The sequence below is a fragment of the Ochrobactrum sp. CGA5 genome, assembly GCF_006345815.1.
In the GTDB taxonomy this organism is placed as follows: domain Bacteria; phylum Pseudomonadota; class Alphaproteobacteria; order Rhizobiales; family Rhizobiaceae; genus Brucella.
The window spans coordinates 270426-284878 of the sequence record NZ_VCIG01000043.1; the positions used below are offsets into that span (position 1 = coordinate 270426).

The window sequence follows — 14453 nt, forward strand, 5'->3', positions numbered from 1 at the left end:
TATCGTGCCGTAGAGCGCAACCCGAAAAGTGTGAAACGGTTTTCGGATAAGATGCGCGTTTATCGTGCCGTAAGGATCAACCATGACGGATATTCCGGACAGAGCTGCCTTCGCCCACGTCACTGACTGGGTGTTCGACCTCGACAACACGCTTTACCCGCACGCTGCCAATCTGTTCTCGCAGATCGACGTGAAGATGACGACCTATGTCGAGACCTTGCTGAAGCTGCCGCGTGACGAAGCGCGCAAGATTCAGAAGCAGTTCTATCTGGAATATGGCACCACGCTGAAAGGCCTGATGGAATGCCATCAGATCGATCCGGACGATTTTCTCAGGCAAGTCCATGATATCGACTATACATGGCTGACTCCCGATCCTGCGCTCGGACGGGCAATCAAAGCCCTGCCGGGTCGTCGTTTCATCTTTACCAATGGCGACCGCGGCCATGCCGAACGCGCTGCCAGCCAGCTCGGGATTCTTGATGATTTCGACGACATTTTCGACATTGTCGCAGCAGGCCTGACACCGAAGCCCGAACAGGCCACCTATGACCGCTTTCTTGGCACCTTCGGCATCGATGCGGGCAAAGCTGTCATGTTCGAGGATTTGGCTCGAAACCTGGTTGTTCCCAAAGCTCTCGGCATGAAAACGGTATTGGTCGTACCGAACAATTTTGAGCCCACATTTTCCGAAATATGGGAAAGCGACCCCGAATTCACCGATCAGGTGGATTATGTGACCGACAATCTGACCCGGTTTCTGGAAGAAATCGTTGCACACAGATAGGCATTTCACCGGTCTTGAAAAACGCATCGACAAGACCGCCCACCGCCTCCTCGACAATCTACCCCGTCACAGGATCAGCGATGCGCTGATCGAGTTTCTGGTTTTCGGGCTGAAACAGGCATGGGCCTGCCTCTTCGGCGGCGCCATGCTGGCGCTCATCATTATGACCCGCTGGTTTTGGCCAGATGGCGGCGCGGGCTTTATCACGCGCTACGATTTCCTGTTCCTGTCCGCGCTTGCGATCCAGCTCGCGATGCTGCTCTTCAAACTGGAGGCGTGGGAGGAAGCCAAGGTCATCCTGATCTTTCATGTCGTCGGCACGGCGATGGAAGTGTTCAAGACGCATGCGGGTTCATGGATATACCCGGAGGAGAATTTCTTCCGCATCGGCGGTGTGCCGCTGTTTTCCGGCTTCATGTATGCCGCTGTCGGCTCCTATATGGCGCGCATCAACCGCATATTCGATATAAGGCTGAACCACTATCCACCGCTCTGGATGACCATCGTTCTGGCGACCGCGATCTACATCAATTTCTTCGCGCACCACTTCATCTGGGACATGCGATGGCTGCTGTTTGCCGCGACCTTCGCCCTTTTCTGGCGCACCAGCATGCACTACCGCGTCTTCCGTTTTCGGCACAAGATGCCGCTGCTGGTCGCCTTCCTGCTGACTTCGCTCTTCATCTGGGTTGCCGAGAACATTGGCACATGGTCGAAGGCCTGGCTTTATCCAAACCAGCGCAATGGCTGGGAACTGGTTTCGATGAGCAAGCTCGGCTCATGGTATTTGCTGATGATTATCTCCGTCGTGCTGGTGACACTTGTTCACCGGCCTCGTCCCTATCAAGCGGAAGAAGAGACGCCAAATAAAACGCCCGACCAGTTGGCCGGGCGCATCGAACAGAATAGCTGAAGCAATCAGAACTTATAGAAATTCTTGATCTGCTCCCAGGCTTCGTCGGCGGTTTCGACAAAATTAAGCAACTCAATGTCGGCAGGCGAAATCGTGCCCTGCTCGGCCAGAAACTCGATATTGATCGCCTTTGTCCAGAACTCCTTACCGAACAGGATCAGCGGCACGCGCTCCATACGGTTGGTCTGGATCAGCGTCATCGCCTCGAAAAGCTCGTCCATCGTCCCAAAACCACCCGGGAACACGCAGATCGCTTTGGCGCGCATCAGAAAGTGCATCTTGCGGATCGCAAAGTAGTGGAAGTTGAAGCACAAGTCCGGCGTGACATAGGCGTTGGGCGCCTGCTCGTGCGGCAGGACAATATTGAGCCCGATCGTCGGGGCGCCGACATCGGCAGCTCCGCGATTGCCGGCTTCCATAACGCCGGGACCGCCGCCGGTCACCACGATGAATTCGCGATAATAGGTCGTCGCGGAATATTCGGAGCAAAGACGCGCAAACCTGCGCGCTTCCTCGTAGTAATGTGCATTGGCTTCGAGGTTCTTTTTCTGGACCTCGTTCTTGGCCGCCCATGCCTCACCGCCTGGCTCGGGAATCCGCGCGCCGCCGAACATGACGACGGTGGACTTGATGCCCCGGTCGGCCAGAATCATTTCGGGCTTGAGCAGTTCAAGCTGCAACCGGACCGGACGCAGATCGCGCCGGGTCATGAAATCATCGTCTGTGAAAGCAAGGCGATAAGCAGGAGCTTCGGTCTGGGGCGTCTGCGGTACGGTTCGCGCTTGTTTGACCGCTTCCTCTGAATTGGGGAACGGCGTCCAGCCGGACTTTTCCATGGGATTCATTCGTCTCACCTGCTCTTTCATATCGCCATTCGACGCATAACAGCATCCATTCTGGCGCTAATTGCTTAATCTGTCTCAAACATGGCGTTGCAATCGGATCATGAACGACATTGACCCCCATGACGCCTTCGCTTAATCAATTCCCCAGCAACTGGCCGGAACTGTCCGTGCCTGCCTTCCGCCGCCCTTTCATGGAGATCGCACCCTATGACCAAGCCAGACCTCGCCTCCCTTGAGAAGACAATCGACAAGGCTTTTGACGAGCGCGACGGTATCAACACGGCAACGCGCGGCGAAGTGCGCGAAGCCGTCGAACAATCGCTCATTCTGCTCGACCGCGGTGAAGCTCGTGTCGCAGAAAAACAGGCGGACGGCAACTGGCATGTCAACCAATGGCTGAAGAAAGCGGTTCTGCTCTCCTTCCGCCTCAACCCCATGGAAGTTATCAAAGGCGGTCCGGGCCAGTCATCCTGGTGGGACAAGGTTCCTTCAAAGTTTGACGGATGGACGGCCAACGAGTTTGAGAAAGCCGGCTTCCGCGCTGTGCCGAACTGCGTCGTACGCCATTCGGCCTATATCGCGCCAAACGCAATCCTGATGCCATCCTTCGTCAATCTCGGCGCCTATGTCGACGAAGGCACCATGGTGGACACCTGGGCGACAGTCGGCTCCTGCGCACAGATCGGCAAGAATGTTCATCTTTCCGGCGGCGTCGGCATCGGCGGCGTTCTGGAGCCGATGCAGGCAGGCCCAACCATTATCGAAGACAATTGTTTCATCGGCGCCCGCTCGGAAGTGGTTGAAGGCTGCATCGTGCGCGAAGGCTCGGTCCTCGGCATGGGCGTTTTCATCGGCAAGTCGACCAAGATCGTGGATCGCGCAACCGGCGAAGTCTTCTACGGTGAAGTGCCGCCCTATTCTGTCGTCGTCGCTGGCACCATGCCGGGCAAGAACGTTCCCGGAGAAAACTGGGGGCCGAGCCTCTATTGTGCCGTCATCGTCAAGCGCGTCGATGAAAAGACCCGCTCAAAGACCTCTATCAACGAATTGCTGCGTGATTGAGCGCACCGCAAACGTTCTTGAAAGCAAAAGGCGACGCTGTTGGCGTCGCCTTTTTTATGACTGGTCGCCCCTTCGGATGGCGCAATGCCTCTGATCCGGGCAGTCCGGGGAGACATTGACGCCATCCTCCGGGGAGATTTTTTGGAAGCCCTTCGGTTGTCCTGCGTGTCTTATGCGTGAGGGGAGGAACGCACTTGACGATGCAGGGCAACCGAAGGACTCTGCCATCAAAACAAACTAGTTCTGGTAGCTGGATGGGGAAGCGTCGCCGAAGCGATGAGCCGAACCGTCCTGATTAACCGGCGTAGACCGATGGATGGCTGCCGGAGCCGTATAGTCGATATTGCTCCGGGTCGAAGCGACCGGAGTTACGCCAGGAAGGACGAAGGCCTTGTCCTGAGCGGCCATTGCAGGCGGCTGACCAACAAACGGGTTTTCGGCATAGGCAGCGCCAGCACTCAGGGCGACAGCCAGAGCGGCGAGAGCAAACTTCTTCATTTTTCTATTCCTTTTCTCCATAGCGTCCCCCGATTTCAGTTTTCAGATCGGTGTTCGATCAACCGAACCTTGAGACTACGTCTCGGGCTTGCAGGGGACATTCTGTTAGCTGGGCCTTCGTGGCCCGCCCCAAGGTGTCAGGCACATCTGGGAGGAAATGCCCCGACACCATCGGGAATACATGCGATGTAGTTATTTCATTCATGCCCGGTCCGTAGGAACCGGAAAGACCAAATCCGTGCGGACTTTTAGTTCTGGTAAGAGGAAGGAGACGCATCACCGAAACGGTGAGCCGAACCATCCTGATGGACCGTTGACTTGTTGATCGAAGCCGGGGCCGTGTAGTCGAGCTTCTGGCCCTGCACTGCAACAGGGGTGCGGTCATGTGCATAAAGATCGGCAGGTTCACCGACATGCGGGTTTTCAGCGAAGGCAGCACCGGCGCTAAGAGCGAGGGCAGCGGCAGCAAGAACAATCTTTTTCATTTTCCTATCTCCTTGGAAAGTGGAGCGGCGTTTGTTCGTCGTTCCGATGCACCTCAAATGGGTGACAGTGGGGAAAAGTTCCAGTCACAAAAATGTTTAGTTAATCACACATTCGTGCGAGAATTTTCTCGAAATAATATGTACCTTCTTCTAAAAAACAAATAATAACAATATGATACTTGATATACCAGTAATCACACAGCTGTTACAGCAGTGCTTTTGTTCAAAAAGAACGAACAATCTGTCCCAATATATTGTCCAATGTGAGTGAACAATGAGGCCGTTTTCTCAAGATCGACATCGAAAGAAGCGAAGCGGACTTCGTCCAGATGGCATATTGATTTGTCTCTGGCATTGATCGGCAATCACATAAGCCCCTGCTCAACAGAAAAAGCCGCATCGAAATGCGGCTTGATAAGATTTGATGGATAAAATGAACCGGCATTCACATGAACGCCACCCGATCAGTTGTTTGCGACAGCGACCGAACGCCCGGCGATGGAAACCCACTGACCGGAATTGCCGGGCGATTGCATCTTGATATAGCGATATGACGTCTTCTCAACCGGCAACACGTCGTCTCGCAGATTGTCGAGGATGTAATCACCGTGGTCGGTACGGACGGCGAGAACGACATGCGGCTCGCTGCCCTGCACCATGGTGATGAGGAGCTGCGAAGCGCTGATGCCACGAGCCATAAGCTGGGCGCGTTTCATCAGCACATAGTCTTCGCAATCGCCCTTGCCATTGACAGGCAAGGTCCAGTAATCACGCTTGCCATAATTGTCCTGATCCGAAACCGGCTTGATGCGGCGATTGACGGAGCTGCTGACCGATTGCAGCAGCTTCAAGCGTTGCGGGGTCATTTTCATCGGCGGCAACACCCGATGCGTACCGCAATCGCGCTTATTGCGATCGCAGTAGTTCTTGTGTCCGTAAGGAATGCTTGTCAGCCCGCCAGCTTCACTCCATTGCGCGGCCTTGGCCGGTATTGTCGTCGCCCCGAAGAGCGCCATCATGCCTGCTATCGCAGAAGTGACAAAACGCATGCGCAATTTCCCATTTTAAAAGAGTCCCCGTTGAGCGGCCCTTTGCGGGTCTCGTTATCAACTTATTTCTAACTAACGATGACAGAGGCCCTTCGGTCAAGGAAATTTCGTTCCCAAATTGAAACCAGGTGAGAAAAACAAGTGAAGGGCGAAATTGTAGATGCTGCGCGCAACCGCCGGATTGCTGTTCTGCTCGCCGACTTCTATCTATTTGTTTCAAGGCGCATCTTGATCCGAAAACCGCTTCGCACTTTTCGGGATGCAGTTTGTCTTTCACGCGCATCTTGATCCGAAAACCGCTTCGCACTTTTCGGGATGCGCGATAATCTCGCCCTCAGACGATTCCCTTTTCAAGAAGTCCCGATCTCATGAGCTTAGCCGTCAATCCCGCCGATAACCTTGCCGCCCTCATCCGTTGTGCATCCGTAACACCTGCCGAAGGCGGTGCGCTAACGGCACTTGAAGCGATGTTGAAGCCAATGGGGTTTTCGGTGGAGCGGCCAGTCTTCCGCGAGGAAGGCACGCCCGATATCGAAAATCTCTATGCCCGCAAGTCGGGCAATGGCCCGCATCTGATGTTTGCAGGGCATACCGATGTCGTGCCGCCCGGCAATGAAGGCGATTGGAAACATCCGCCCTTCTCAGCCGCCATCGAAGACGGCGTGATGTACGGTCGCGGTGCGGTGGACATGAAAGGCGGTGTTGCCTGTTTCGTGGCCGCGATTGCCCGTCACATCGAAAAGCATGGCAGCATCAAGGGCAGCGTCTCGTTCCTCATCACCGGCGATGAGGAAGGTCCGGCCATCAACGGCACGGTCAAGCTTCTCAACTGGGCGAAACAGCGCGGCGAAAGCTGGGATGCGTCCATTGTCGGAGAGCCGAGCAACCCGAACGCGCTCGGCGACGCGATCAAGATCGGGCGACGCGGTTCGCTGTCCGGGATGATCACCGTCCATGGTGTGCAGGGTCATGCGGCCTATCCGCATCTGGCCGAAAACCCGGTTCGCGGCATAACCACGCTTGTCGACAGCCTGCTTTACCCGGCTTTCGACGAAGGCACGGCCAATTTTCAAGCCAGCAATCTGGAAGTGACGAGCATCGACGTCGGCAACAAGGCTACCAATGTGATTGCGAACAAGGCAACGGCCTCGTTCAACATCCGCTTTAACGACACCTGGACTGCAGAGACCTTGCAGGCCGAGATCATCGCGCGTCTTGAAAAGGCTGCCCGCGACAATCGCCTGCGGCCAGGTCGCGAAACGCCGATCAATTATGAACTCACCTGGCGCGAGCACCCAAGCCATGTATTCCTGACCCGCGACGAGAAACTGATCGACACGCTGACGGATTCGGTCGAGGCGGTAACCGGCAGGCGCCCGGAACTGTCGACATCAGGCGGCACGTCCGATGCCCGTTTCATCAAGGATTATTGTCCTGTAGTCGAGTTCGGCCTTGTCGGGCAGACCATGCATATGGTTGACGAGCGCGTGGCCCTTGCCGACCTCGAAGGACTGACACAGATTTATGAACGCTTCATCGCCGATTTCTTTGGGTAGAGCATAATCCCGGAAAGTTGGATGACTTTTCACACGGATTACGCGAAAAATTGGGACATTCATGCCAAGCCTGGACGATATTTTCAGATATTTCTGGGGCGTCTGGAAAATGATGCTCGGGCGTAAAGAGGGACTGGGTTATCTCGACATTTCCGCCGAGGGCTTCTGGTCATCCTTCTTTGCGGTTGCGATCGCGCTGCCTCCCATGTTCGCGAACTGGGCGTCCTTTGCGGCGGATCTGACGGCTGGTCGTGACGAAGCAGGCTTGCGCTTCACCATTGTCACTCGCGCGGCGGTCGTAGAGATCGCAGCCTGGATTATACCGCTTGTCATCATAGGTCTTCTCGCCAAGCGGATCGGCATTGCCAAACGTTATGCGGCCTTCGTGATTGCCACCAACTGGGGCAGCGCCCTGATTTCGTGGATATTCGCACCGATCACGTTGCTGCAACTGTTCTTTCCCGGACAGGCGGACGTATCGACATTGTTTGCCTTTATTCTGTTCGGCATATCCATCGTGTTTGGTTATCGGCTGACTTTTGTCGCGTTGCAGCGCCCGCATACCTATACGGCACCCTTCTTTGCCTGCACCGTCTTTGGTTCGCTGTTCCTGACCGTCCTGCTGCAGCAACTCTTCGGGATCGGCTTCGACCCGCACGCTTATTAAGGCGCGTGCTTCAGGCGCTTCATGCTCCTGCACCGCGTTTTAAAACGGAAAGGCGTAGTCCACACCAACCAGATAAAGCCCATAGGGCGGGGCAACCTGCCCGCAGGCCTTGCGATCTCTGGCTTCCAGCGCGGCTTGTAGATCATCAGCCGTCCAGCGCCCGACGCCCACTTCCATCAGACTGCCTGCGAAGGACCGGACCTGATTATGCAGGAAGGACCGCGCTGAAACGCGCATTTCAACATAATCGCCATCGCGGGTGACATCGAGCCGGTCGAGCGTCTTGATCGGACTCTTGGCCTGGCATTGGGTGGCGCGAAAAGTCGTGAAATCGTGCTCACCCAAGAGCCGTTTCGCGGCTTCATGCATCGCTTCGGCATCAAGCCGCTTCTGCACCCACCAGGCGCGCTGATAATCGATAGCCAGAGGCGCACGGCGATTATGGATACGGTAGAGATAATGCCGCGCACGTGCGGAAAAACGCGCGTCGAACGTGTTTGTCGTCTTCTCCACATTCAGGATACTGACGCGCTCATCCGCCATGACCAGATGCGCATTGACCGCATCACGCACCTTGCCCGCATCCCAATCCTTGGTGAGATCGACATGAGCAACCTGCGCGGTTGCATGCACGCCTGCATCGGTGCGGCCCGCAGCGCTTAATGTCAGCTCTTCGCCGCAGAATTTCTTGAATGCCAGTTCAATGGCATTCTGTACCGCATGGCCATTTTCCTGCCGCTGCCAGCCGACATAGGGCGTGCCGTCATATTCGACAGTGAGCTTGTAGCGCGGCACCGCCTACAGAACCTTCATGACCTGTGCACCACGCAGAAATTCTTGCGCTGGCAATGGCTTGCCGCCGGAACGTTGCAGCGTGACGAGCCGTACAGCACCCTCGCCGCAGGCAACCGTCAGGCGATCATCCAGTACGGTGCCCGGCGCGCCCTTGCCCTCGCCCAGCGTCGAGCGCTGAAGCTTCACCCGCTCGACAGCGCCGTTGATTTCCATTTCGCACCATGCGCCCGGAAAAGGCGACAGGCCGCGAATGGTGTTGTGCACGTCCTTGGCAGGCTTAGACCAGTCGATACGTGCCTCGGCCTTGTCGATCTTGGCGGCATAGGTCACGCCTTCCTCCGCCTGCGGCTGCAAGGCAAGGCTTTCACGCTCAAGCGCGCCCAACGCACGGATCATCAGGTCGGCGCCAATCATGCTCAAGCGATCATGCAACTCGCCTGCCGTCATGTCAGGCGTGATGGCAACCTTTTCAGCCATTGCAACAGGACCGGTATCAAGCCCCGCATCCATTTTCATGATCATCATGCCGGTTTCCGCATCGCCCGCCATGATGGCGCGCTGGATAGGAGCGGCACCGCGCCAGCGTGGCAGCAAGGATGCATGGCCATTATAGCAACCAAGACGCGGCGCATCCAGAATGGCTTGTGGCAGCAGCAGGCCATAGGCCACAACAATCGCGACATCGGCTTCGAGGCTTGCGAAAATCTCCTGCTCTTCCGCGTTTCTGAGGCTCTTCGGCGTAAACACCGGAATGCCGAACTGTTCTGCTTTTTCGTGCACTGGCGACTTGGTCAGCTCAAGCCCGCGGCGGCCTGCCGGGCGCGGCGGCTGCGTATAAACCGCAACAACCTCATAACCGTGACCGATGATGGCGGTGAGGATCGGCACGGAAAATTCCGGCGTCCCCATGAAAACGACACGCATTAAAGAACTTTCTTCGATGCTCGCTGGCTGGCGAGTTTCCTGAACTTCTTGATGACCATATCGCGTTTCAGCTTGGAAATATGATCGATGAAGAGCACACCGTTCAGATGGTCGATCTCATGCTGCAGACAGGTGGCCATCAGCCCATCGGCCTCCACGGAATGCGGCTTGCCGTCAGCATCGAAGTAATTGACCTTGATACCGGCCGGCCGTTCCACCTCGGCATAATAATCCGGGATTGAAAGGCAGCCTTCCTCATAGGTGCTGGCTTCATCCGTCACACCGACGATCTCGGGATTGATGAAGACATGCGGCGCTTTCGGCTCACCTTCCTTGGCAAGGTCGATGACAAGCATGCGGATCGGCTCACCGACCTGAATGGCGGCAAGACCGATGCCCGGCGCATCATACATGGTGTCGAACATGTCGCCGGCAAATTTGCGCAACTGGTCGTCAAAGCGTTCCACAGGCGCGGAAACCTGACGCAGGACGGGATCGGGAAGGATGACAAGCGGTTTTACAGACATGGCGTTTCACGTAATGGCTCACGCGAGAATCGTCAATTACACTTTGTAAAATGTTCTTGTTTTGATCTCATCAAGACAACACGAATCAGTTAAGCTCACTTCATGGAAAACCAGAATCTCTTGAATGAGCCGCTTCTTCAGCTCGGCGCCACCTCCTTCACGCTCGGGAACATCCTGCTCGCGGGCATCGTCGTGCTGGTATTGTGCTTGTGCCTTTTTCTGATTGCGGCAGCGCGCTCCGCCCGGCTTCGCGCAGTTGCGGAAGCGCAGGCCGAGGACCGCGCCCGCGATGCGGAATATCGCATGGCCGAAATCCTGAAGGCACAAGCAGAAATGCAAGGCCGGATGCAGACTATGGCGGAGGTGTTCGGCTCGCGGCAGGCGGAACTCAACCAGTCGATCCGCGAACGGCTCGACGGCATGACGCATCGCATCGGGCAGACCATGACCGAACAGACCCGCTCGACGCATGAGAACCTCGCCAAATTACAGGAACGCCTCGCCGTCATCGACACGGCGCAGAACAATATCCAGTCTCTTGCCGGACAGGTGGTGCAGTTGCAGGCGATCCTCGCCAACAAGCAGACGCGCGGCGCTTTCGGCCAGTCGCGCATGGAAGCGATCATTGCCGATGGCCTGCCGCAGGGGGCCTATGAGTTTCAGGCAACGCTTTCCAACAGCACCCGTCCCGATTGCCTTGTGCGGATGCCGAACAATGCGCCCTCATTGGTGATCGACGCGAAATTTCCGCTCGAAGCCTGGAATTCAATGCGCGAAACGGAACAGCCGGAGGCGCGCAAGGCAGCAGTCGCCCAGTTCCGCCGCGACATGGAAATCCATATCAAGGACGTGTCCGACAAATATCTCATCCCCGGAGAAACACAGGATACGGCTTTCCTGTTCGTGCCCTCGGAATCGATCTTTGCGGATATTCACGAGCATTTCGAGGCACTGATCCAGCGTGCGCACCGGGCGCGGGTGGTCATTGTCTCACCTTCGCTGCTGATGCTCTCCATTCAGGTCATTCAGGCGATCCTGAAGGATGCCCGCATGCGCGAGCAGGCGCATGTCATTCAGGGCGAAGTGATCCGGCTGATGGAAGATGTCGGCCGCCTGGATGAGCGCGTGCGCAAGCTGCAGACGCATTTCGTGCAGGCCAACAAGGATATTGACGATATTCTGGTCTCGTCCAGCAAAGTCACCAAACGCGGCGCGAAGATCGAGGCGTTGGAATTCGGCCCTGCGCCTGCTGAGGAGGCATCCCGCCCACAGGCAAGACAGGCGGAAAGCGCTCCCACCCAAATGCGCCTGCGCGTAGTGGATGAAGATTGACCATGCTTCTGTTGCCCTCGTCCTTTGAGACGGTGCTATGCACCTCTTCAGGATGAGGGTAACCGTTCACCGCCAGCGCTCACCCTAAGCTTGCCGGGAGTTGAGGGCGACCTCGCCCTCAAAGATTGGCTGGTCGGTCCGAATGACCGAGATCGCGTTCCGGCCAGACCAGATCGCGCACGCGCTGCTTCAACACCTTGGCTTCCGGGAAACCGCCGTCGCGCTTGCGCTCCCAGATCAGCTCTTCGCTGCCGTCCGGCATTTGAACGCGGATTTCAAAAACACCCCCGGTTCCCGGACGAAGCGCCACTTCGCCTAAGTCCTGCCCGAAAGTCTGCAACAATTCCTGCGCCATCCACGCCGCCCGCAGCAGCCAATTGCATTGGGTGCAATAGGTGATGGAGATCGATGGAGGCATGTTCAGCTCGTCCAGATTACTTGGTTTCTGTCACTGTTTTGAAAACACGATAAGCCTTATTGAAACTCTCAATTTCATATGGAAAATCCGGCAGATCACCAGGAAACTGGCTCATGCACTTTGCCCATAGGTCAACATAGGATTTGCACTTCGCCCAAGCTCTCTTAGAATCCCGTCCACGAAGCTGTTGAAAATTGGCCTTAATGGCATTCCGGTCGTCTAATGGGAAAGTGTTCAACTTTTCAACAAATGGATAAGTCGCTTCTGAATATTCTCCCGGAACCTGTTCAGATGATTTTTGCAGAATGAAGGAATAAGCATCTCGCGCCGCATTTTCCAATGCTGGCAAATGATGTTCTAACCATTGCCAAGCTTTCTGCTCTTCTGCCTGTCGGCTTTTTTCTGTCTTTTCCGATCGCGCTATAAAAAAATTAAAACCCAAATTGCAAAGTTCAATAAATGCTTTCACCAGCCCAAACATGCTCAACTCCTTATAAAATATTCAAGAAAAAGCAGAAATAAAAAGGGGCACCGAAGTGCCCCTGAAACAACCTTGGAATCAATCATCGCCCATCTTGAGCGCCTGAATAAAGGCCTCCTGCGGGATTTCAACCTTGCCGAACTGGCGCATGCGCTTCTTGCCTTCCTTCTGCTTTTCCAGAAGCTTGCGCTTGCGCGTCACGTCGCCGCCGTAGCACTTGGCCGTCACGTCCTTGCGCAGCGCCGAAATCGTCTCGCGCGCCACGATGCGACCACCGATAGCCGCCTGGATCGGAATCTTGAACATGTGCTGCGGGATCAGCTCTTTCAGCTTTTCGCAGAGCGCGCGGCCACGCTTTTCAGCCGCCGAGCGGTGCACCAGCATCGAAAGCGCATCCACCGGCTCTTCATTCACGAGGATCGACATCTTGACCAGATCGCCTTCACGGTAATCCGAAAGATTGTAGTCGAATGAAGCATAGCCCTTCGAGATCGACTTCAGACGGTCGTAGAAATCGAACACCACTTCGTTGAGCGGCAGATCATAGGTGATCATGGCGCGCGGGCCGACATAGGTCAGATCAATCTGGATGCCACGGCGTTCCTGGCAAAGCTTCATGATCGCGCCAAGGTAGTCATCCGGCGTCATGATGGTTGCCTTGATCCAGGGCTCTTCAATCGCGTTGATCTTCACGATATCCGGCATATCGGCCGGGTTGTGAAGCTCTTTCTGCGATCCGTCCTGCATGTTCAGGCGATAGACAACCGAAGGCGCTGTCGTGATGAGGTCAAGATTGAACTCGCGCTCAAGACGTTCCTGAATGATTTCCAGATGCAGAAGACCGAGGAAACCGCAGCGGAAGCCGAAACCGAGCGCCGCGGACGTTTCCATTTCGAACGAGAACGAAGCATCGTTGAGACGCAGCTTGCCCATGGCAGCGCGGAGATCTTCAAAATCAGCCGCATCGACCGGGAAAAGGCCGCAGAACACGACCGGTTGCGCAGGCTTGAAGCCGGGCAGCATCTTGCTCGTCGGGCGACGATCCTCGGTGATCGTATCACCGACGCGGGTATCAGCCACTTCCTTGATCGAAGCGGTTATGAAGCCAAGCTCACCGGGGCCAAGTTCGTCGACCTGAACCATCTTCGGCGTAAAGACACCGGTACGTTCCACCGGATATTTCGCACCCGTGCCCATCATGCGAATGGTCTGGCCCTTTTTCAGGACACCATCGATAATGCGCACAAGAACGATCACGCCCAGATAGGAGTCATACCAACTATCGACCAGCATGGCCTTGAGCGGCGCATTGCGATCGCCTTCCTTCGGCGCGGGCAACTGCGTGACAATGGCTTCCAGCACATCCTCGATGCCGAGGCCGGTCTTGGCGGAAATATGCACGGCCTGCGATGCATCAATGCCGATCACTTCCTCGATCTGCTGCTTGACGCGCTCCGGCTCGGCGGCGGGCAAGTCGATCTTGTTCAGCACAACCACGATTTCATGATTGTTGTCGATGGCCTGATAGACATTGGCCAGGGTCTGCGCTTCCACGCCCTGGGACGCATCCACCACCAGAAGCGACCCCTCGCACGCGGCCAGCGAGCGCGAGACTTCATATGCGAAGTCGACGTGTCCGGGCGTGTCGATCAGGTTCAGCACATAATCTTCGCCGTTCTTCGCCTTATAGCTGAGGCGGACGGTCTGCGCCTTGATGGTGATGCCGCGCTCGCGCTCGATATCCATCGAGTCGAGGACCTGATCCTTCATCTCACGCGTATCCAGCCCGCCGGTCAACTGAATGAGGCGGTCGGCCAGCGTCGATTTGCCGTGGTCGATATGGGCGACGATCGAAAAATTGCGAATATGGTCAAGTGGTGTGCTCATGCGCGCGATTTAACAGCAAGAAGCAGAATCTCAAAGCGGTATTCGAGCGTGATCCCGAAAAGTGTGACGCAGTTTTCCGATTAGATCATGCTGAAACAAAAAAACGAACATGGGAAAAAGCCTCGCTATCGTGATCGTGACAACAAGTCCCCTTTGCCTTGTGGCCAAAAGGCGATAAATCACCGGCAATATAGACGCATCGCGACCGCTCATTGTAAGCGGCGCAT

The 14453-nt window shown here is 55.9% G+C and carries 16 protein-coding genes; 6 read left to right on the forward strand and 10 right to left on the reverse strand.

All coding sequences use genetic code 11. The features are described 5' to 3' along the window. Positions 1-82 precede the first annotated feature (82 nt). Together FJQ48_RS21840 and FJQ48_RS21845 are read left to right on the forward strand one after the other, a co-directional pair. Positions 83-787, forward strand: coding sequence for a pyrimidine 5'-nucleotidase (locus FJQ48_RS21840; RefSeq protein ID WP_139977009.1), 705 nt, complete (start codon positions 83-85; stop codon positions 785-787). After that, a complete protein-coding gene (locus FJQ48_RS21845) occupies positions 774-1700 on the forward strand; it encodes a DUF817 domain-containing protein (RefSeq protein ID WP_139977010.1) in 927 nt (308 codons plus the stop codon). Before FJQ48_RS21840 ends, FJQ48_RS21845 begins: the two co-directional genes overlap by 14 nt. Before the next feature lie 5 nt (positions 1701-1705). Here the strand turns inward: FJQ48_RS21845 and FJQ48_RS21850 are convergent, their stop codons facing one another. Further along, positions 1706-2545, reverse strand: coding sequence for an LOG family protein (locus FJQ48_RS21850; protein ID WP_139977011.1), 840 nt, complete (start codon positions 2543-2545; stop codon positions 1706-1708). A gap of 207 nt (positions 2546-2752) precedes the next feature. Here FJQ48_RS21850 and dapD point away from each other — a divergent pair, with 207 nt between their 5' ends. Beyond that, positions 2753-3607 (forward strand): 2,3,4,5-tetrahydropyridine-2,6-dicarboxylate N-succinyltransferase, encoded by an 855-nt coding sequence (gene dapD / locus FJQ48_RS21855; protein WP_109988689.1) that lies wholly within the window; start codon positions 2753-2755, stop codon positions 3605-3607. Between the two features lie 237 nt (positions 3608-3844). Here dapD and FJQ48_RS21860 read toward each other — a convergent pair whose 3' ends face one another. From FJQ48_RS21860 to FJQ48_RS21870, 3 genes are all read right to left on the reverse strand, one after another. Further along, positions 3845-4105 carry a hypothetical protein gene (locus tag FJQ48_RS21860; RefSeq protein ID WP_139977012.1) on the reverse strand — a complete coding sequence of 87 codons (261 nt, stop codon included), beginning with the start codon at positions 4103-4105 and terminating at the stop codon, positions 3845-3847. Between the two features lie 248 nt (positions 4106-4353). After that, positions 4354-4590 carry a hypothetical protein gene (locus FJQ48_RS21865; protein WP_139977013.1) on the reverse strand — a complete coding sequence of 79 codons (237 nt, stop codon included), beginning with the start codon at positions 4588-4590 and terminating at the stop codon, positions 4354-4356. Between the two features lie 464 nt (positions 4591-5054). Continuing rightward, the gene (locus FJQ48_RS21870; RefSeq protein WP_139977088.1) at positions 5055-5606 is read right to left on the reverse strand and encodes a transglutaminase-like cysteine peptidase; all 552 of its coding nucleotides are present in this window, start codon (positions 5604-5606) and stop codon (positions 5055-5057) included. A gap of 401 nt (positions 5607-6007) precedes the next feature. On the opposite strand from FJQ48_RS21870, the gene dapE reads away from it, so the two are divergent. Further along, entirely contained in the window at positions 6008-7195 is a 1188-nt protein-coding gene (gene dapE / locus FJQ48_RS21875; RefSeq protein ID WP_139977014.1) for a succinyl-diaminopimelate desuccinylase, read from the forward strand. Positions 7196-7256: 61 nt separating this feature from the next. Beyond that, positions 7257-7862, forward strand: coding sequence for a hypothetical protein (locus FJQ48_RS21880; RefSeq protein WP_139977015.1), 606 nt, complete (start codon positions 7257-7259; stop codon positions 7860-7862). A 39-nt stretch (positions 7863-7901) separates the two neighbouring features. Here FJQ48_RS21880 and truA read toward each other — a convergent pair whose 3' ends face one another. From truA to def, 3 genes are read right to left on the reverse strand one after another with little or no spacing between them, the layout of a single operon-like run. Continuing rightward, positions 7902-8657 carry a tRNA pseudouridine(38-40) synthase TruA gene (truA, locus tag FJQ48_RS21885; protein WP_139977016.1) on the reverse strand — a complete coding sequence of 252 codons (756 nt, stop codon included), beginning with the start codon at positions 8655-8657 and terminating at the stop codon, positions 7902-7904. Between the two features lie 3 nt (positions 8658-8660). Further along, complete coding sequence (gene fmt / locus FJQ48_RS21890; RefSeq protein WP_139977017.1) at positions 8661-9581, reverse strand: methionyl-tRNA formyltransferase; 921 nt, start codon at positions 9579-9581, stop codon at positions 8661-8663. Continuing rightward, a complete protein-coding gene (def, locus tag FJQ48_RS21895; protein ID WP_139977018.1) occupies positions 9581-10108 on the reverse strand; it encodes a peptide deformylase in 528 nt (175 codons plus the stop codon). The genes fmt and def overlap by 1 nt, the downstream gene beginning before the upstream one ends. Before the next feature lie 102 nt (positions 10109-10210). Here def and FJQ48_RS21900 point away from each other — a divergent pair, with 102 nt between their 5' ends. Continuing rightward, a complete protein-coding gene (locus FJQ48_RS21900; protein WP_139977019.1) occupies positions 10211-11440 on the forward strand; it encodes a DNA recombination protein RmuC in 1230 nt (409 codons plus the stop codon). 118 nt (positions 11441-11558) lie between these two features. Here the strand turns inward: FJQ48_RS21900 and FJQ48_RS21905 are convergent, their stop codons facing one another. The 3 genes from FJQ48_RS21905 to lepA all read right to left on the reverse strand — a co-directional run bounded on the left by FJQ48_RS21905 (position 11559) and on the right by lepA (position 14226). Beyond that, positions 11559-11864, reverse strand: a complete 306-nt coding sequence (locus FJQ48_RS21905) for a SelT/SelW/SelH family protein (protein WP_139977020.1) — start codon at positions 11862-11864, stop codon at positions 11559-11561. A 10-nt stretch (positions 11865-11874) separates the two neighbouring features. Beyond that, the gene (locus FJQ48_RS21910; protein ID WP_139977021.1) at positions 11875-12339 is read right to left on the reverse strand and encodes a hypothetical protein; all 465 of its coding nucleotides are present in this window, start codon (positions 12337-12339) and stop codon (positions 11875-11877) included. Positions 12340-12417: 78 nt separating this feature from the next. Beyond that, entirely contained in the window at positions 12418-14226 is a 1809-nt protein-coding gene (lepA, locus tag FJQ48_RS21915) for a translation elongation factor 4 (protein ID WP_139977022.1), read from the reverse strand. Positions 14227-14453 lie beyond the last annotated feature (227 nt).